We start from the raw sequence: 19,716 nt of genomic DNA, 5'->3' as shown, positions 1-19,716 counted from the left end.
CCATAGATAAACAGCTTAAGCAGTTGAATTATTTATAACTGGAGTTGTTTATATAGATTAAGAGAAGACATAAAGAAACATATGCAAGAGAGGTAAATCTCACATTAGTTATTAATGTGTATTTACCTCTCTTTTGTCTAGGCAATTTTATTTTTATAAGAAATTGGGTTCTATTAAAGCAGAATTTTTAATATTTTGAAAACTATTTAAAACTATATAAAATTACCCCATAAAGTTGGTATAATATATTCATATAGTTAGGAGGTTAATTTATGGAGATTATTAAATTTCAAGAATTTAGAAACAAAGTTAGGGGGAATATTAGAAAGGTAATAATAGGAAAGGCAGATAATATAGACAAAATTGTTGTTGCCTTTATTACTTCAGGACATGTATTGTTAGAAGATGTTCCAGGACTTGGTAAGACAAAATTGTCTAGGAGTTTAGCTAAAACTATGAATTGTAGTTTCAAAAGAATTCAGTTTACACCGGATTTATTACCATCAGACTTAACTGGAATTTATTTTTATAATCAACGTAGTCAAGAATTTGAATTTAGGGAAGGACCACTTTTAAGTCAAATAGTATTAGCAGATGAGATAAATAGAGCAACTCCAAGAACACAATCTGCACTTTTAGAGTGTATGGAGGAACGACAAATTACTGTAGAAGGAAACACTATTCCTTTAAAAAAACCTTTCTTTGTTATAGCCACACAAAACCCTGTAGAGCAATTTGGAACATTCCCATTGCCAGAAGCTCAACTAGATAGATTTTTTATCAAGCTTTCCATGGGTTATCCAGACTATAACGAAGAGAAGCAGATGCTAGATAGATTTATGGATTCGGATCCATTAGAAACGTTACAATCAGTAGTGACTATGGAAGAGATACAGTATGTGCAAAACAATTATAGTAAGGTTCATGTAAGTGAAGAAATTAAGAATTATATTCTAGATATTGTTAAGGCTACAAGAACTCACAAAGAAATAGAGCTTGGATGCAGCCCTAGGGCATCTTTAAACCTAATGAAAGGGTGTCAGGCTTTAGCGGCTATTAAAGGAAGAGATTATGTTATTCCAGAAGATGTAAAAGAACTTGCTGTACCAATTATGAGTCATAGAATTATAGTTAAAAATGAAATAAATATTGGAAATAATAAAGCACAAAGCGTAATTAATGATATATTGAATACTGTTGAAACACCCTTAGAAAAAATATAGGGGTGATACCATGTTACTTAAATATTTATTCTTTATATTTCTGGTTGCTTTACTTGTGATATTTGCTGATTTTACTAGAAGAAAGGGCTTTGATAATCTTAAAATATATAGGACCATAGAAAATAATAGGATAGTAGAAGGTGAAACCTTTGAAATGACTATGGTTCTAGAAAATAATAAGAGATTACCCTTATTCTTCTTAGCAATTGAAGAAAAAATTCCTTCAGGATTGAAATATGGCACAGAAGCCACTATCTTTAAGGAAGGCAATGATATTTGGCATGTTAGTAAGTATTCCGTTAAGTGGCATGAGAGGAAAAAAAGAATATATACTCTAGTAGGTGCTCAAAGGGGCGCTTATTTGATAAAAAATATGAGAATAAACTTAGGAGATATATTTGGGTTCTCTGCCAGTACAAAGGAAAAAGAAGACTATATAGAAATTTTAGTTTATCCAAAAATTCATGGCATAAATAAGTATGAATTTGATATTACTAACTTTCAGGGAGAAGATGCAGTTAGAAGATGGGTACACAAGGATCCACTATTCATCAAAGGTATTAGGGAATATAATGTTGAAGACAGAATGAAGGATATCCATTGGAAGTCCAGTTTAAAAATGAATAAACTCATGGTCAAGGATTATGACTACACTTCTGAACGAGAATTAGTTATTATTTTGAATATTCAGTGTGGGGATCCTTATTGGACAAACATTCAAAACGATGCCATTGACTCAGGAGCTAGAATTGCAGCTTCTTTAGCAGCTAAAGCTTTAAAGGAAGGTATCCCTACGGGGCTATGGACTAATGCACAATTAGTAACCTTTGATACTAAAGCTCCAAATGAAATACAACCAGCTATGAATAATTTTAGTAGTATTATGGAGATGTGTGCAAGGGTGGATTTGGCCATAAAGTGTGATTTTAATGAGTATTTAACCAGCAGACTTCAGTACTTTAACCCTAATTGTACTTATGTAATTATATCTCCATATTTTAATGAAAAGGATATAAATGTAATAACTAAAATTAGGAGAAATGGCTATAGGTTGAAGCTTATAGATGTTTCTTTAAAGTCCAATTTACCTAGTATAGACGGGGTAGAAAAAATAGTATATAAAGGGGGAGTAAAATAATGAGTTGGTATAGGCAAATAAAAACTCTGTACTCTTCAACCTATGTGCTGATGATATATATTATTTGGACAATGTTAACTTGTACATTTCTAGCTAATGAAGTATCCTTTAATCTTTATTTAATCACATTATTTAATGTATTTTTAATGGAGTATTTGTATGATAAAGAGTATAAAAAACACATAACCCTTTCTGTTCCTATAATAATAGGAGCGGTAATATTGTGGGTTATGTATTATGATCTTTATAAAGCAGTATTAAATTATTTATTCTTTATAACTTCAATAATTGCAGTTTATAAGGAAGAACCTAATCAAATAAATTACTATGAGTATAAGCAAAAGTGGATTTCTGGAGCTTATCTTATGGTGGGAGTTGCTTTATTTATTCTTATTTTTTCGTCTCCATTGCTAGAAAAAATGTTTAGAGTACTGGTTATGTATCTGATTTTAGTGGTTATAAACTTAAGGGAAAGTTTAAGATATAGCTACAATATCAGAAGTAAGCATTCTAAATATATAAATCTAGGAATTATAGGGTTCATGGTTATTATATTTCAAGAGCATACCTATAAGATGTTTTCAACTATAACTAGAGCAATATATGGAGGAATAACTTATGTATTAAACATAATTTTCAACATTATTATTACTATTGTTAGTTATCCTATTGCATATGGAGCTGAGCTTTTAGGTAAGCTATTTGCAATTAGAGCGATGAAGGCTAAATCTGTATTTGAAGGATTTGATAAGCTTAAGATACCAGCAGAACTACTTTTTCAGCAGGATACGTATAGAGATGAAGCTTCAATAGCATATGTAGCAATACTACTAAAAATTTTCCTAGCGGCAGCTATTTTAATAATAATTGTGAGAAGCCTTTCAGCTTTAGTTAAAGTGGAAAAAAGGGAAGAAGGCTATGTTGAGTTCAAGGAAAAGCTTATCAATAAGAAAAAGAACAAAGAAGGTATCTTCCAAAAACTTAAAAAAACTATATTTAGAAAAAGAGGAAATCTTAGAGAAGAAATTCTTTATAGCTACAGTGAATTTGAAAAAGTTACTGAAAAGGTTGAAATTTTCAAACCTTACATGACTGCTTCACAGCTTAAAAACGTAACCAAAATTAAAGTAGATAATGTAGATAAGCTGGATGAAATGACAGATATATATAATAAAGCTAAGTTTTCAAGAGGAGAACTAAAAGATGAAAACTTAGAAACTGTAAAAAGAGCTGTACAAAATATAAAGTCACAACTTTAGGCTATTTTAAATGTATGGGGAATCAAAGTTAGGACTTACTTATGCATGAACCCTACTTTGATCTTCCTAAGACATCTTGGATATGGATAAGGTAAATTTCTATCATGGGAACTATAAAAGATGATACCTAAAAGTTTAGCTTATCCACTATGTAATTTGGATTAATTTAATGTATTTGTTAATGAAATTTCGACATACATAATGGTTTGTGAAATTAGTTCATGCGTTATAATTGAAGTTTTTTACAAAAAGGTTAAGGACTGTTTGGATAAAATTATGAATTTTACAAAAAGGTGGAAGTATCAAAGGTATATTTTCTACAAAAAGGTTGTGACTATTTTACAAAAAAGCCACGACAAATTTAGAGGTTTCCGACATAAAAATAACAATAATGACCTAGCAATTGGAAAAGTAAGGAAAAAGGTCTTGTGTTTCGTACATTAGTATATCAATTCTATGATAATTGTGTCAATTTTAAGGGAGAATATTTAAAAAAAACCTCCATTAAGTGACACAATTTTCTTTTTCTTAATGTTAAAATTTATTCATAAAGTTAGTGAAAACAAGGGGGTTATCTAAGTGGTAGTTGAAACTTTGATGAATAAGGTAGTAGAAGAAGGAAGAGAGTTTACATACGTATATAAACTTCTTAAAAGTGATTTTCTTATAGAAGTTGATGGTAACCAGAGAAATGTACAGGCATATGGAATTGAGGTAGAAACACAAGAGATGGTTAATGGAGAAGCTACAACGATTCATAGCGATCATGAAAAATATATAAGTCCTCAAAGACATAAGGTAAAAGCTTTATTAAAATTGTTAAATGATAATATGGTATCACCAATTCATTTTATAGATATTGCTGGAGAATACATTGATGAGTATATAAGTGATTTTGATGAAGAGCTTAAAGTAATAGCCAATTGCTAAGGGAGTTTTACTCCCTTTTTTTATATAAAGCTATAAGGTTCCTTCAAAAATAAATAAGTCAGTATGTTTATCTATCTTCAGTTGTTATTTATTTTCAAAGGCCTAAACAGAAAGTTTTAGTGTTTAAGATATTCCTAGATATTTTATTATTTTTATAAATTAGTAAAATCCCTAAACCTTATTTCAAGGATTAATAATATAAGAATATTTTGTTGGTAGATAGCATAAAATTAAAATTCATTTTGTGAGGCTATACAATAAAATTAGATTTTATGGTAAGATATTTTAAAGAACCAAATTTTACTAGAGGTTTTATTCATACATAGTAACCTAGTAATTAATTTATGGGGATATTTAGTTTGGTTACAGTTTAGGCATCTTCAAAAAAATATTATTTATTTTCAGATGCCTTAAACTAAATAAAATGGTTCTTTGGGATAAAGGGGGTGGAAATGTGATAATAGGTGTTGGAGTAGACATAGTTGAGATAAGAAGAATAAAAGCGGCTTTGGAGAAAAATGAAAGCTTTTTACAAAGAGTTTTTACTTATGAAGAAATTCAATATCTTAAGGGAAGAAATCTAAGACCAGAGTATATAGCAGGAAGATTTGCAGCAAAAGAAGCGGTTTCAAAAGCTTTAGGCACAGGATTTAGAGGCTTTAGTTTAAAGGATATTATAATTGAAAGTACTACTCTAGGAAAGCCTATTGTTGTGTTAAAAGGAAAGGCAAATTTAATTGCTAAAAAACAAGGGGATTATAATTTACAATTAAGCATTTCTCACGGAGAGGATAATGCTATAGCTTATGCAGTTTTGGAGGTGAATTCCAATGGAAAGAACCTTGAATGTACTAAAGAAGAATAAATTAGGAGCTTTCTTATTTAGTAATAAAGAAATAACTATAGATGAAGGTATTGTAAAGTCATTATTAAAACCAAGGGTAGAAGAAGGGTATAAAGGTGATTACGGAAGAGTTTTCATTATTGCTGGTTCAAAGGGATATGCAGGTGCAGCTTATTTGACAACAGAAGCAGCAGTAAAAAGTGGAGCTGGGTTAGTAACACTTTGTACACCAAAAGAACTACAAGATATTATGAGTATAAAACTTACAGAAGCTATGACATTGAGTTATGAAGATACTGAAAAAATTAATAATCTCATAGCTAAAAGCAACGTTATAGCTATTGGTCCAGGCATGGGAAATAGTAGATTAACTTATAACATTTTAAGCGAAACAATACTAAAAAGTGAATGTCCAATAGTAATAGATGCGGATGGATTAAATGTACTACAAAACAAACTTGAACTTTTACAGTGTAAGAACAATAAAATAATACTTACACCCCATTATGGTGAGATGGCAAGACTTACAGGTATTAGTATTGATGAAATAAAAGAAGATAAGGTAAAGGTGGCTAAGAAATTTGCTAAAGAAAATGGAGTAATACTACTTCTGAAGGGACATAGGACTATTATAACAGATGGAGAATATGTATTTTTAAATACAACTGGAAATAGTGCTATGGCATCAGGAGGAATGGGAGACACTCTAACGGGTATTATTGCATCATTTATAGCACAGGGATATGAGCCACTTGAAGCAACCTACTTGGCAGCATATATCCATGGCTACTGTGGAGACAAGCTTGCAGAAGAGATGTTTTGTGTTAGCGCCTCTCATTTAATACAAGAATTACCTTTTATAATGAAGGATATCATTAGTAGTAAGCAAAGTTAATCTAATTTATCCAAGAACTAAATTAGTTCTTAAAAGAAGATCCGATAAATATTTAATCAGTTACATAAAACTTAGTAGTAAAATATAAACTATTATAACTACACAATTTCATATTACAATATAAATTCTTAGTTATAGTATGTTATTTACCATAATAAATATAGTAGTGTATAAATTACTTGGAGGGCAATTATGAAAAGAAAGGTTATTTTTACATTACTAGGAGTTGTTACAACTTTTTTACTATGCATACTAATAGGGGTGGGTGTAACTAAGCTATCAAAACCACATAGCACAGAAGAAATCATTACCATTTTAGCAGAGAAGCCAGGATACAGAAGTGATGTAACTATTGAAGTGGTCAATGACATGCAGACTCTTGTTTATACTGGTCATCAAACTTATAAAAAAAATGTAGCTTACAAGTTAGACCTCAATGGAGGAAGAAACTTTACTTTTAAAGGTGATGAAATAACTGTAGTAGATAAAGAGAATAGCAAAGACTATAAGCTTGATAAGAGTTTTGATGAGGTATTTAAGTATGGATTTATTGGAGAATACATAGGATTAATATATACAAATGAAGATATAGGCTATAAGAAGGAAACAATAAATGATGAAGACTTCTTACTTATAGAAATTTTAATTCCTGGTAGTAACAGAAACTTATTTAAAGGAATTATGTATGTAAGTATAAAGGACAACTTACCTAAGAAGCTAGTGATTTACGATGAAAAAGAAAAAGAGAGAGTAAGATACACTTATGACAACTTTAATTGGACTGAGAAAATTAATGATGAGGAGTTATAAATTAATTCCTCCAATTGACTAGTGGGGTGAATAAGTTGTTTAAAGATTTAAGGCCTGTTTGGGCAGAAGTTGATTTAGATGTGCTTGCTAATAATATGAGAGAAATTAAAAGAGTGTCCAATAGTGAAGAGATAATTGCTATAATAAAGGCAGATGGATATGGACATGGGGCTGTTGATATAGCTCCGGTTCTTTTAGAAAATGGTGCTAATAGATTTGGAGTAGCTGTAATAACTGAAGCCATTGAACTTAGAGAAAGTGGAATTACTGTACCTATAATGATTTTGGGATTTACACCTCCAACTCTACATGAAAGAATACTTCAGTATGATATTGAGCAAACTATATATACTTTTAGTGATGCTGAAGCATTATCAAAAGTGGCAGTTTCAGAAAATAAAATTGGTAAAGTCCATATAGCTGTGGATACAGGAATGGGACGAATAGGATTTTTGCCTAATGAAGAGAGTCTTCAGGAAATATTTAATATAAGCAAACTTCCTAATATAGAAATAGTTGGCCTTTTTACTCATTTTTCTTGTGCTGATGATTTTGATAAAACCTATTCACAGCTTCAAATCAAAAAATATAATGAGTTTAATGAAAAGCTACTAAATCTTGGGATAAACATTCCTATAAAACATTTAAGCAATAGTGCAGCAGTAATTGATTTGCCAGCAGTACACTATAATGCTGTAAGACCTGGAATAATACTGTATGGTTATTATCCATCACAAGAAGTACAGAAAGATAAGATTAAGGTAAACCCTGTAATGTCTATAAAAGCAAATATAGTACACATAAAAACCTTAGGAAAAGGCGAGTATATTAGTTATGGAAGAACTTTTATAACTAAAAGGGAAAGTATAATTGCTACCTTACCAATTGGTTATGCCGATGGATTTACTAGATTATTGTTTGAGAAGGCTAAAGTTATTGTAGGTGGGAAATTAGCTCCCGTAGTAGGCAGAATTTGTATGGATCAATGCATGATAGATATTACAGATATAGAAGGTGTAAAAGTTGGAGATGAGGTTATACTTATAGGAGAAGATGAGTATAACAACGTCATTACCGCAGATGATATTGCTAACCAACTTGGAACTATAAGTTATGAAGTAGTTTGTGCAGTAAGTAAAAGAGTTCCAAGAGTTTACAAAAAGGGTGGCAAAATTGTGAAAGTAAGGAATTATGTATAATTAAGTCTTAATTTTAGGGAAGCTTATTAAAAAATATGTTGTAAAAAGTAGAAAAATGATTTAATTTCTTTGACATAATGACAGTTGTTGAATTATAATTAATCTGTACATATAGTTGTTATTGTTAACAGGAGGTATTAAATTTCCATGTCTAATTCAAAGAAATTGGTCGCAGAACTTTCAAAGACTTTTTGCCAAGAATTTAATGAAGCTTTTCAAAAAGAAAGTAAAAAAATTAGTAGATTTATTGATGATAGGTTAATACTATATATAGAAGAGAGAAAATCTTCCACTTTTTTAGAAGAAATGAAGCATGGCTATTTAGCTATGGCAGAGTTGAACCTGGAAAGTGCAGAAATTGGTTTTGAAAGGGATATGTATGATTTAATTGAATATGAAGCTAGGCTTTAGGAGAGTGAATGCCTCATGACAACTGTTGTGAAGAGGGGAGATATTTTTTATGCTGACCTGAGTCCAGTAGTTGGCTCAGAACAAGGTGGGATTAGACCAGTAATCATTATTCAAAATGATATTGGAAATAGATATAGTCCTACAGTAATTGTTGCAGCAATAACTTCTCAGATAAATAAGGCGAAACTCCCTACTCATGTTGAAATATCTTCAGAGGAGTATGGTTTGAATAAAGATTCAGTAGTTTTGCTAGAACAAGTGAGAACACTAGATAAAAGAAGACTTAAAGAAAAGATTGGTCACATGACAGATGAGGACATGGAAAAAGTAGATGTTGCATTGATGATCAGTTTAGACTTAAAAGTTAAAAGTAAAAATTAATATATTAAAGTTTATAAAACTAATTTATTAGTTTAAATTAATTAGATTAGTTCAAACTGAGACTGTTAACCTTTGTTAGCAGTCTTTTAAATTTTATAAATTTATTAAGTATTGAAAAAGCAGAAAATAGTTAAAACTAATAAGGCATTTTCGAAAAATAAGTAAGTCAGTATGTTTGTCTATTTTGAGTTATACTGCGTCAACAGAACCCTTAGATAGCGCTACTATCTGCGGAACCTGTTTCCTGGTCTAACTCAAAATATCCTTCACATCTTTGACCTGTTATTTATTTTCAAATGCCTAAAGTAGAGCTTTGAGATAAAGAAATGATTTTGCAAGTTGATGTAACATTAGGAATAATATATTATGGAATTATAAGGAATAAACAGCATTATCCATAGAAAAGATATAGCATAAATGTAAAATAGCGCTAAGTAGGATATCATAAATCTTTAATTTTCATAGAAAAGTTCTCTTATAGAAATGAGATGGTTGTTATTAGAGTAACATAAAAAATACTTTTATAATAAGAAAATGTTGAATAAATTATAATTAGCTATTGTTAAAAAGAAGAAAATTGTTATAATAAACATAGAAGTAAATCTAGGAGGTATACTATGGAAAAGTCACTAGAGTCATTAAAAGGTATTACTAGGAATATAAGAAAAGATATAATTAAGATGTTAACAGAATCAGGTTCAGGACACCCAGGTGGCTCCTTATCTGCGGTAGAAATTATGACTACCTTATATTTTAATGAAATGAATGTGGATCCAAAGAATCCAAAAGATCCAAATAGAGATAGATTTGTGCTTTCAAAAGGACACGCTGCACCAGTGTTATATAGTGTCCTTGCAGAAAAAGGCTATTTTAATAAGGAAGAGTTAATGGGGTTAAGAAAAATTGGGGCAATGTTACAAGGTCACCCTAATATGACTTACATACCAGGGGTAGATATGTCTACTGGTTCCTTAGGACAAGGAATTTCAGCAGCAGTAGGAATGGCTCTTGCAGGAAAGCTAGATAAAAAGGACTATAGAGTATATGTATTACTTGGAGATGGTGAACTTGAGGAGGGGCAAGTTTGGGAAGCTTCAATGTCAGCAGCTCATTATAAGTTAGATAATTTAACCGCTTTTGTAGATTACAATGGACTTCAAATTGATGGAGATGTAGAAGAGGTAATGAATCCAAATCCAATTGCAGACAAATTTGTTGCTTTTGGTTGGAATGTGATTTACTTAGAAGATGGCCATGATTTAGTAGAAATTAAAAATGCCATTGAAGAAGGTAAAAAAGTTAAAGATAAACCAACTATGATAGTTTGTAAAACAATAAAAGGTAAGGGAGTATCCTTCATGGAAAATGAAGCAGGTTGGCATGGTTCTACTCCTAATAAAGAGCAATGTGAACAAGCGTTAAGTGAAATTGGAGGGGAAGCATAATGAGTAAAATAGCAACAAGAGAAGCCTATGGAAAAGCACTTGCGAGAATAGGCCAAGAAAATGAAAATATTGTAGTTCTTGATGCAGATTTATCTAAATCTACTAAGACAGCAGATTTTAAAAAGGTTTGTCCAGATAGATTTATAAATATGGGAATTGCTGAAGGAAATATGATGACTGTAGCAGCAGGTCTTGCAGCTTGCGGTAAGATTCCTTTTGCATCAACTTTTGCTATGTTTGCAGCTGGAAGAGCTTTTGAACAAATCAGAAACTCAATATGCTATCCAAAACTAAATGTAAAAGTTTGTGCAACTCATGCAGGAATAACAGTTGGTGAAGATGGAGCTTCTCACCAATCTGTTGAAGATATTGCACTAATGAGAAGTATTCCGAATATGGTAGTTATAAGTCCAAGTGATGCAGTGGAAGCTGAAGCAGCTATTGAAGCTATAGTAAAATATAATGGACCATGCTACGTAAGACTAGGAAGAAGTGGTGTTCCAGTTATAAATGATAATGAAGGATATAAGTTTGAAATTGGAAAAGGTGTTACTTTAAGAGAAGGAAAAGATGTGGCAATAGTTGCCACTGGTATAATGGTAGATGCTGCTCTTGAAGCTTCAAATCTTTTAGCAGAAGAGGGGATTAAGGCTAAAGTAATTAATATACACACAATAAAGCCTATTGATGAAGAGTTAATCATTAAAGCAGCTAGAGAAACAGGACTTATTGTTACTGCAGAAGAGCATAGTGTAATTGGTGGACTTGGATCAGCCGTTGCAGAGACAGTGACTTCTTTACATCCTGTTCCTGTATTAAAAGTTGGAATTAAAGATACTTTTGGAGAAAGTGGAAAGCCAGCAGAGCTTTTAAAAGCTTATGGGTTAACTGCAGAAGACATTGTGAAAGCAGTTAAAAAAGGTCTTGAAATAAAATAATTCTATTATAATTTTATTTTTATAAATAAGGTTATCAATTACTAAAGGTGGATTCTAAAATCCACCTTTAATTTTATATAGTTATATTACTTGGTTAAATAAGAGGAGGAAGGTTATGGATAAAGATAGCTTGTTAAATATGGATTCTTATATGTCATTAAGCATTGTGAATATGAAACTCAGAGATGAATTTAGTTCCTTAGAAGATCTTGCTTCTTATTATAATATAGAAATAGAAGTATTAGAAAAAAAGTTTAGGGATATAGGATATTCTTATGATAACAAAACCAACAGCTTTACAGCCTAAAAAGTCAATTTAATGATATTTAAAAGCTAAAAAAGTATTAACAAATAAAATCTACAAGATTTAGTGATTTTTCAGACAAATTATGATATAATTTTTACACTACTTTCATAACATTTCTAAGAATAATTTGGTTATTGTAGGTATTTGACTTACACTTTGAAAAGATGGTGGTTTAATTATTGTAGGTTAAGTTTAGTTTCATTCTAAAGTTTTTGGGAAAAATAAAATCCTTCTTATGAGGTAGGGATTTATATTTTTAATATTTTTAATATTTTTAAACTAAAGCAAAAACTTAACAGAAGCTTAAGCTTTACATTTTAGACATCTTGAAAAAATAAATAAGTCAGTAGTATCGTTAATTTTGATTTATACTATGTCAATAGAATCTTAGATATCTCTACCACCTAAGGAACCTGTTTCATTGTCGGCACAAGCCTGCTTGTGAACTCAAGTTATCATTCACATCTTTGACTTGTTATTTATTTTAATGTGTCCTAGGAATTATATTTAAGTAAGGAGAGAAGCCCATGAAAAGTTCAATATCAGATTTTTTTGAGGATTTTTTATATTGCATAAAGCTTTCGCTAAAGATATCAGTAATTCCAATTTTGGCAGGTCTAGTTATTACTGTGTTATATTGTTTGTTAAGCAAAAATCCTATAACTCTAGAAATAATTTTAAAAGGTATTAGAAGCACAGGGATAATTATGGCTTGTTTTGGTTTGTTTATTTGTGCCCTAGCGTTTTTAAGACCAGATACTTTAGGGCCGTTAAATTACCAAAAACAATGGAGAATGTATTTTGTTAAATTTAATTTAGTTGGAGCTATAATGTGTATTTGTACATTAATACTATTCTATTTTCTTATATTTGATGTAGTATTATGGAATATGTATTTCTTCTAAAATTTAAGCCAATTATTGTCGAAGGTGGAAATGTTATTACAACATTTCCATTAATTTTTATACAAAATTAACGGTTTTCAACCATATTTTTTGTTTTTAGTTATTTTATCTTGTATTTTTATGTTATAATGAACATATATTTTTTACACACATGGATTTATTTTGCACAAAGATAGCTTAAAAAGTTTTAAGGAGAGTGAAAGTCTACATGATAGAATTTAAGAATGTAACTAAAGTCTACGATAACAATGTTCTTGCACTATCGAATTTAAATATACAAATAGATAAAGGTGAGTTTGTTTTCCTTGTTGGTCCTAGTGGAGCAGGAAAATCAACCTTCATAAAAATGTTATTAAAAGAAGTAGACCCAACAGCAGGAGAAGTTATAATTGCAGGTACTAATATTACAAAACTAGGTCATAAGGAAGTTCCTTTTTATAGAAGAAAGATTGGTGTGGTATTTCAGGATTTTAGATTAATACCAACTTTAAATATTTTTGAAAATGTGGCTTTTGCGCTTAGAGTAATTGGAGCTAGTGAAAGAGAAATTCAAAAGAAGGTTCCATCTGTTCTTGCCATGGTTGGATTAACTAAAAAGAGAAATGCATTTCCTAACCAATTATCAGGAGGAGAGCAGCAAAGAGTATCTATTGCAAGGTCTATTGTAAATAGTCCATCTATATTAATTGCGGACGAGCCTACTGGAAACCTAGATCCTGAAACATCTTTAGAGATTATGGATATTATCAGTGATATAAATAGAGCTGGAACCACTATTGTTATGGCTACTCATGCTAAGGACATAGTTGATGCTATGAAGAAAAGAGTTATTGCCATTGAAAAAGGTACAGTAGCTAGAGATGAGGAAAGGGGTAAATACGGATATGAAATTTGATTCTATTAAGTATTTTTTTAATGATGCATTAAAGAGTATTAAAAGAAATAAAACTTTAAGTATTGCTTCTGTTGCAACTGTAGCAGCAACACTATTTATTTTAGGGGTAATAACCTTAACCATGGTAAATGTTAATAAGGCAGTGGAACAGTTAGGTTCTAAAGTTGAAATGAAAGTGTTTTTTAAGGATGAAATTACCGAGAAACAAAAAACTTCTCTTAAAAAAACCTTAGACGAAATTGAGGGAGTAAAGGAAGTAAATATTGAAACTAAGGAACAAGCCTTAGAAAAAGTGAAGGAACAGTTAAATGATAATGCTGGAGTTTTGACAGCTGGTTTAGAAACAAAAAATCCTTTTCCAGGTTCTTATACTGTAAAAGTTAATAAACCAGAGGTAATAGATGTTATAGTAGCAGCTGTAAAGGATGCGGAAGGAGTTGAAAGCATAGCAGATGCAAGAGATATAATAGAAAAAGTTTCAGCACTAACTAATTCAGTAAAAGTAGTTGGAGCTGTATCCTTCGTAGTATTTATAATTGTGTCTCTGTTCTTAATTGGTAATACTATAAAAATTACTGTTTATTCAAGAAAACGTGAAATTGGAATAATGAAATATGTAGGAGCTACAGACTGGTTTATAAGATGGCCATTCATTATTGAAGGTGTTATGCTTGGTATAATTGGAGGGATAATTTCTACTATTATTCTAAGCATAGTTTATAATTTATTAGTAAGTAAATTGCCTTCTCAGGCATTAATGGGATTCTCTTTAATAGGGGTATCTTATGTTTGGAAAGTAGTAATTTGGGAATTTATTTTAGCAGGAACCTTTATAGGGACAGTAGGCAGTATTATTTCCATGAGAAAATTCTTAAAGGTTTAAAGGGATAAATTTAGTGTTTTAAAGGGTTCCATGATGGAATTTTAACTTATTCAGTATGAGTAAAATTCATATTCATAAGCCCTTAAGGCAATAAAAGCTATAGAGCGTTAATTTCATTGTTAGATAGTAATTATTATTAATAACATAATTTAAAATTAAAGATTAAATTTATGAGACTAAGAAAAATTTTCTTAGTCTCTATTGCATATAGATAAAATATGATTTAAAGTTAATAATATAGAATGAGTGTTTGCATGTTTAGCAATGAATTTATAGGGTCCAACATAAGGTTTCTTGAAATAATTATAAAAAATTACCTGAAAGTGTTATAATTATTTAGTATTTACATACATAATATATATGGACTATATGGAGAGGGTGGATTTCATGGACAATGGGAATATGAAAAGTGAAAAAAGAAAATGGATAAGAAGAACTGTGGCAATAGTGCTTTTTACCAATGTCCTTACTTTTGGTATTACAAACTTTATTTCTTTTAAGATGCCTAACGGAAAAGTTTTAGTTAGCAGAAAGACCTATGAAAATGTACTGGACTTTGAAAAGTTGTATACCGTAAAGGATAAGATAGATAAGTATTACATTGGTGAAATAGATAAAAATAAAATCATTGAAGGAGCAGCCAAGGGAATGGCTTCAGCATTAAAAGACCCATATACTGTTTATATGAATGAGGCAGAGTTTTCTGATTTTGCTTCTCAAACTGGGGGAAGCTATGTGGGACTTGGACTTCAAATTGGAGCTAAGGAAGATAAAATAGTGGTTATTTCAACTTTTGAAAATTCACCCGCTGAGAAAGCTGGAATTCTAAAGGGTGACATAATTGAAAGTGTTAATGACATAGCTGTAGCAGCACAAGATATGGAAAAGGCTACCTCTATGATGAAGGGGAAAGCAGGAGAAGAGGTTAAGTTAACACTTTCAAGACAAACCAGAGGAACCTTTGAAGTTAAAGCAAAGAGAGCAGAAATAGAAACTGTAACAGTTAAAAGTGAAATTATAGAAAATGGAATAGGATATATTCAAGTATCCATGTTTGATGAACATACTGCAGCTAACTTTGAGAAGGCTTTAAAAGACCTATCTTCAAAGGGTATGAAGAGCTTAGTGTTAGATTTAAGAGAAAATCCAGGTGGATTGTTAGATCAAACAGTTAAAATGACTTCTAACTTTGTAACTAAAGGGAAAAACATTGTTTACACAGAAGATAAACAGAAAAAGAGAAATAATTATGATTCTGTAGGAGGAGTAGCAGAAGGATTACCGCTTACTATACTAATTGATGGTGGCTCTGCCAGTGCTTCGGAAATTTTTGTGGGAGCAATTAAGGATTATGCATTAGGAACTTTAGTTGGAGAGAAGACCTTTGGAAAAGGAGTAGTACAAACAACTTTCTATAGAGATCAAGATGGATTTGGGGATGGAACAGCACTTAAAGTTACAATCTCTAAGTACTTTACTCCAAATGGTCAAAATATTCATGGTATAGGTATAATGCCAGATGTAGAAGTGGCTTATCCTACAGAACTAAAGGAAAAACCTTATAATAGAAGTGCAGATCCACAACTTCAAAAGGCCTTAGAGATTGCAAGAGGAAAAATAAAATAATGTTTTATTAAGTATCTGCCAGAGAGGATGCAATGAAATAACAAGTGTAAGCTATGAGATATACTTACAGGGTTAGTTATTTTCTATAAATCTCAGGGCGGATACTTAATTTGTAAGTACAGGCTTAGAAAATAATTTATGTATTGAATTAAACTAACTATTGATTTAATATGTATATTTGTAGTTTTAGCATAATGTGAGAGGAGGCATTAAAAATGGAGCTACTTATTTATACCTTAACACAAGTATCCTATGCTATTGTGGAACCGACCTATGCCTTTGTTTTAATAATGATGGGGATTGTGTTTTATACAAAAAATAGAAAAACCACTACTCTTGAGAAGATGATTATGGGGGAAAACACCACCTCTGCTTTTGAACTTACTATTTCTCAAATTGTTATGGGCATATTTGGAGGAGTGCTAGCTAGTATTATCTTTACTTACTTAGGGGTAGTATTTCATATGAACTCTAATATTTACATAATTTTCATGATATCTATTTTACTTATGTTTATTAATCCTAGATTTGTGTGTTTATCATACTCAGGGGCCATATTAGGACTTACGTCCATATTTTTGCATTTAATTTCCAATATTATAAAAGATCCAGAGTTAGACCTTTTAAAAGTTGATGTGACTAGTCTTTTAATCTTAATTGGTGTAATGCACATAGTTGAAGGAATATTAGTAATGCTAGATGGGAGAAGAGGGGCCATTCCTGTTTTTGGAGGAAGAGATAAAAAAATTGTAGGAGGCTTCGCTTTTAAAAGACAGTGGATTATGCCTGTGGCAATTCTAATGATGATGGAGGCTACTAGTGGAAACTTTATATCAGGAAATGCTGTAGCTACTCCACAATGGTGGCCAATAGTAAATCATAACGTAAATAAAGCTTTATTTGAAACTATGGTTATTGGAGCAATGCCTTTATTTGCTGGAGTAGGCTATTCTTCAGTGACTTTTACTAAGAGCAAAAAAGCAAAAACCTTATTTTCTGGCACTCTAATTATTGGATTTGGTATTTTTACTTCATTACTTTCAACATTAAGTAATTTAGGTGTTCCAGTTCAAATATTGCTATTAGTAATTACACCTTTAGCTCATGAAGCTATGCTTGCATTTGAAAGATATACGGAAAGAAAGCATGAACCTATGTATGCTAGTAATGAAGAAGGCATAAGGATTCTTGAAGTAGCGCCAAAATCTCTTGCAAGTTCCATGGGCTTAAAATCTGGAGACTTAATACTAGAAATTAATGATAACAAGGTAACTACTGATGAGATGATGTTCAACTTTTTAGAAACTATTCCTAGTTATCTTTGGATGAAGATCAAGAAGGTAAATGGTGAAATTAAAGAAATTAGTCATACAAAAACCAAGGAACAATCGAGAATTGGAATAGTTATTGTTCCAAGAAATATTCCTTCTAAAGCTAGAATTATGAAAACAGAAGAAGGAAATTTTACAGACGTATTAAATAAATTAAGAAAAAATGAACAAGAAGATGATGATGGAGAAAACAAAGAATAGCGAGGTGAATATATGACAGCTTTTAAGATTCACTCAAAATTTAAGCCAACTGGAGATCAACCTCAGGCTATAGACAGTATAGCAAGAGGGATTGTAGAAGATAAAAAATTTCAAACCCTGTTAGGTGTAACTGGTTCAGGAAAAACTTTTACCATGGCCAATATTATAGAAAGAGTTCAAAGACCAACCCTAATATTGGCTCATAATAAAACCCTGGCTGCTCAGTTATGCTCAGAATTCAAAGAATTTTTTCCGGAAAATGCAGTAGAATATTTTGTATCTTATTACGATTATTATCAACCCGAAGCCTATGTAGCTCAAACAGATACTTTCATAGAGAAAGATGCGTCTATTAATGATGAAATAGAAAAACTACGTCACTCCGCAACCTCTGCATTAATTGAAAGAAGAGATGTTATTGTAGTAGCTTCTGTATCGTGTATCTATGGTCTAGGTAATCCAGAAGAGTATAAAAAGCTTACTGTATCCTTAAGAGAGGGTATGGAAAAGGACAGAAATGCAGTTATTAGGCAATTAATAGATATACAATATGAAAGAAATGATATTAACTTTGTTCGTGGAACCTTTAGAGTTAGAGGAGATGTATTGGATATTTTTCCGGCTGCCTCTACAAATAAAGGGGTAAGAGTTGAGTTTTTCGGTGATGAAATAGATAGGATAAGGGAATTTGATGTGCTCACAGGAGAAATAATCTGTGGAAGAAAGCACGTATCTATTTTCCCAGCTTCTCACTTTGCTACCTCTAAAGATAGACTAGAAATTGCTATAACACAAATTGAGATGGAACTAGAACAAAGATTAGAGGAACTTAAGAGTCAAGACAAGCTTCTAGAAGCTCAAAGATTAAAGCAAAGAACTAATTTTGATATAGAAATGATGAGAGAGGTTGGATATTGTTCTGGTATTGAAAACTATTCTAGAATATTAGATGGAAGACCACCAGGAACTCCACCACAAACCTTAATTGACTACTTTCCAAATGATTTTCTTCTATTTATAGATGAAAGTCATGTTACTATGCCGCAAATTAGGGCAATGTATGGCGGAGATAGATCAAGAAAAAATTCTTTAGTAGAATATGGATTTAGACTTCCTTCTGCTTATGATAATAGACCACTGCAATTTGATGAATTTGAAGGTAAGCTTAATCAAGTTCTATTTGTAAGTGCAACTCCAAGTAAGTATGAATATGATCATTCGGAAAATGTGGCAGAGCAGATTATTAGACCAACAGGACTTTTAGACCCAGAGGTTGTTATAAGGCCAATAAAAGGACAGATTGATGACTTGTATGGAGAAATTAAGTCTACAGTTAAAAAAGGTTTTAGAATTCTTGTTACTACTCTTACAAAGAAGATGGCAGAAGATTTAACTAAGTATTTTAAGGAAATGGGAGTAAAAACTACATATTTACACTCAGACATAGATACTATTGAAAGAATGAAAATTATAAGGGATTTAAGAAAAGGGGAATTTGATGTATTAGTTGGAATTAACCTTTTAAGAGAGGGACTGGATATTCCAGAAGTAGCATTAGTGGCAATTTTAGACGCAGATAAAGAAGGTTTCCTAAGAAGTGAAACTTCCCTTATTCAAACTATAGGAAGAGCAGCAAGGAATTCAGAGAGCAAGGTTATAATGTATGCAGATAATATAACTAACTCTATGGATAGAGCTATATCGGAAACTAATAGAAGAAGAAAAATTCAGATGGAATATAATGAAGAACATGGCATCACTCCTACCACAGTAATGAAAGATATTAGGGAGTTGTTAGAAGTATCTACTGTGGCAGAAGAAGTTGTGGAATACGGCAGCTTAGAAGAGGCATTAGAAGCTGATAAAATAGACTTAGGAAATCATGTAGAAAAACTAGAGAAGGAAATGAAGCAAGCTGCTAAAGATTTACAGTTTGAAAGAGCAGCCCAACTTAGAGATGAAGTTCTTCGTCTTAAGAAAAAGTATAAACTATAAAGGAGTAAGGTTGAAATTTAAAGTATGAATAGCTATAAAAATATGATGGCATAGCAAACAAGCCATCCGAAGGGTGACTTTTAAAAATTAAATATACAAT

19 protein-coding genes are annotated in these 19,716 nt (G+C 31.2%); all 19 read left to right on the top strand.

The annotated features are described in order from the left end of the window. The first annotated feature begins 272 nt into the window (after window positions 1-272). The 19 genes from J2Z44_RS08850 to uvrB all read left to right on the top strand — a co-directional run bounded on the left by J2Z44_RS08850 (window position 273) and on the right by uvrB (window position 19,616). A complete protein-coding gene (locus tag J2Z44_RS08850) occupies window positions 273-1,223 on the top strand; it encodes an AAA family ATPase (protein WP_021282167.1) in 951 nt (316 codons plus the stop codon). A 10-nt stretch (window positions 1,224-1,233) separates the two neighbouring features. Next, entirely contained in the window at window positions 1,234-2,361 is a 1,128-nt protein-coding gene (locus J2Z44_RS08845) for a DUF58 domain-containing protein (RefSeq protein WP_021282168.1), read from the top strand. Further along, window positions 2,361-3,620 (top strand): hypothetical protein, encoded by a 1,260-nt coding sequence (locus J2Z44_RS08840; RefSeq protein WP_021282169.1) that lies wholly within the window; start codon window positions 2,361-2,363, stop codon window positions 3,618-3,620. Before J2Z44_RS08845 ends, J2Z44_RS08840 begins: the two co-directional genes overlap by 1 nt. Before the next feature lie 579 nt (window positions 3,621-4,199). Then, window positions 4,200-4,550: a DUF6514 family protein gene (locus J2Z44_RS08835; protein WP_021282170.1), complete on the top strand. Its 351-nt coding sequence runs from the start codon at window positions 4,200-4,202 to the stop codon at window positions 4,548-4,550. Window positions 4,551-5,004: 454 nt separating this feature from the next. Further along, the gene (gene acpS / locus J2Z44_RS08830; RefSeq protein ID WP_021282171.1) at window positions 5,005-5,415 is read left to right on the top strand and encodes a holo-ACP synthase; all 411 of its coding nucleotides are present in this window, start codon (window positions 5,005-5,007) and stop codon (window positions 5,413-5,415) included. Continuing rightward, window positions 5,381-6,289, top strand: coding sequence for an NAD(P)H-hydrate dehydratase (locus tag J2Z44_RS08825; RefSeq protein ID WP_021282172.1), 909 nt, complete (start codon window positions 5,381-5,383; stop codon window positions 6,287-6,289). The genes acpS and J2Z44_RS08825 overlap by 35 nt, the downstream gene beginning before the upstream one ends. Before the next feature lie 192 nt (window positions 6,290-6,481). Beyond that, window positions 6,482-7,099, top strand: a complete 618-nt coding sequence (locus J2Z44_RS08820; RefSeq protein WP_209649502.1) for a germination lipoprotein GerS-related protein — start codon at window positions 6,482-6,484, stop codon at window positions 7,097-7,099. Window positions 7,100-7,134: 35 nt separating this feature from the next. Next, window positions 7,135-8,298, top strand: coding sequence for an alanine racemase (gene alr, locus J2Z44_RS08815; RefSeq protein WP_021282174.1), 1,164 nt, complete (start codon window positions 7,135-7,137; stop codon window positions 8,296-8,298). Window positions 8,299-8,445: 147 nt separating this feature from the next. After that, window positions 8,446-8,709: a hypothetical protein gene (locus J2Z44_RS08810; protein WP_021282175.1), complete on the top strand. Its 264-nt coding sequence runs from the start codon at window positions 8,446-8,448 to the stop codon at window positions 8,707-8,709. Between the two features lie 15 nt (window positions 8,710-8,724). Beyond that, entirely contained in the window at window positions 8,725-9,090 is a 366-nt protein-coding gene (locus J2Z44_RS08805) for a type II toxin-antitoxin system PemK/MazF family toxin (RefSeq protein ID WP_021282176.1), read from the top strand. A 617-nt stretch (window positions 9,091-9,707) separates the two neighbouring features. Then, window positions 9,708-10,535 (top strand): transketolase, encoded by an 828-nt coding sequence (locus J2Z44_RS08800; RefSeq protein ID WP_021282143.1) that lies wholly within the window; start codon window positions 9,708-9,710, stop codon window positions 10,533-10,535. After that, window positions 10,535-11,473, top strand: coding sequence for a transketolase family protein (locus J2Z44_RS08795; RefSeq protein ID WP_245353173.1), 939 nt, complete (start codon window positions 10,535-10,537; stop codon window positions 11,471-11,473). Before J2Z44_RS08800 ends, J2Z44_RS08795 begins: the two co-directional genes overlap by 1 nt. Window positions 11,474-11,588: 115 nt before the next feature. Continuing rightward, window positions 11,589-11,780 carry a DUF4250 domain-containing protein gene (locus tag J2Z44_RS08790; protein WP_209649501.1) on the top strand — a complete coding sequence of 64 codons (192 nt, stop codon included), beginning with the start codon at window positions 11,589-11,591 and terminating at the stop codon, window positions 11,778-11,780. Window positions 11,781-12,307: 527 nt separating this feature from the next. Next, window positions 12,308-12,685, top strand: a complete 378-nt coding sequence (locus tag J2Z44_RS08785; protein WP_021282146.1) for a hypothetical protein — start codon at window positions 12,308-12,310, stop codon at window positions 12,683-12,685. Between the two features lie 208 nt (window positions 12,686-12,893). Then, window positions 12,894-13,580 (top strand): cell division ATP-binding protein FtsE, encoded by a 687-nt coding sequence (gene ftsE / locus J2Z44_RS08780; protein ID WP_021282147.1) that lies wholly within the window; start codon window positions 12,894-12,896, stop codon window positions 13,578-13,580. Next, window positions 13,570-14,463: a permease-like cell division protein FtsX gene (gene ftsX / locus J2Z44_RS08775; RefSeq protein WP_021282148.1), complete on the top strand. Its 894-nt coding sequence runs from the start codon at window positions 13,570-13,572 to the stop codon at window positions 14,461-14,463. Before ftsE ends, ftsX begins: the two co-directional genes overlap by 11 nt. A 387-nt stretch (window positions 14,464-14,850) precedes the next feature. Beyond that, on the top strand, window positions 14,851-16,089 hold the full coding sequence (locus J2Z44_RS08770; RefSeq protein ID WP_021282149.1) for a S41 family peptidase: 1,239 nt from the start codon (window positions 14,851-14,853) through the stop codon (window positions 16,087-16,089). Window positions 16,090-16,304: 215 nt separating this feature from the next. Continuing rightward, window positions 16,305-17,621, top strand: a complete 1,317-nt coding sequence (locus tag J2Z44_RS08765; RefSeq protein WP_021282150.1) for a site-2 protease family protein — start codon at window positions 16,305-16,307, stop codon at window positions 17,619-17,621. Window positions 17,622-17,633: 12 nt separating this feature from the next. Then, the gene (gene uvrB / locus J2Z44_RS08760) at window positions 17,634-19,616 is read left to right on the top strand and encodes an excinuclease ABC subunit UvrB (RefSeq protein WP_021282151.1); all 1,983 of its coding nucleotides are present in this window, start codon (window positions 17,634-17,636) and stop codon (window positions 19,614-19,616) included. Window positions 19,617-19,716 lie beyond the last annotated feature (100 nt).

The organism is Clostridium punense (genome assembly GCF_017874425.1).
Lineage (GTDB): Bacteria > Bacillota > Clostridia > Clostridiales > Clostridiaceae > Clostridium_J > Clostridium_J punense.
This window is presented reverse-complemented; position numbering and strand designations above follow the sequence as displayed.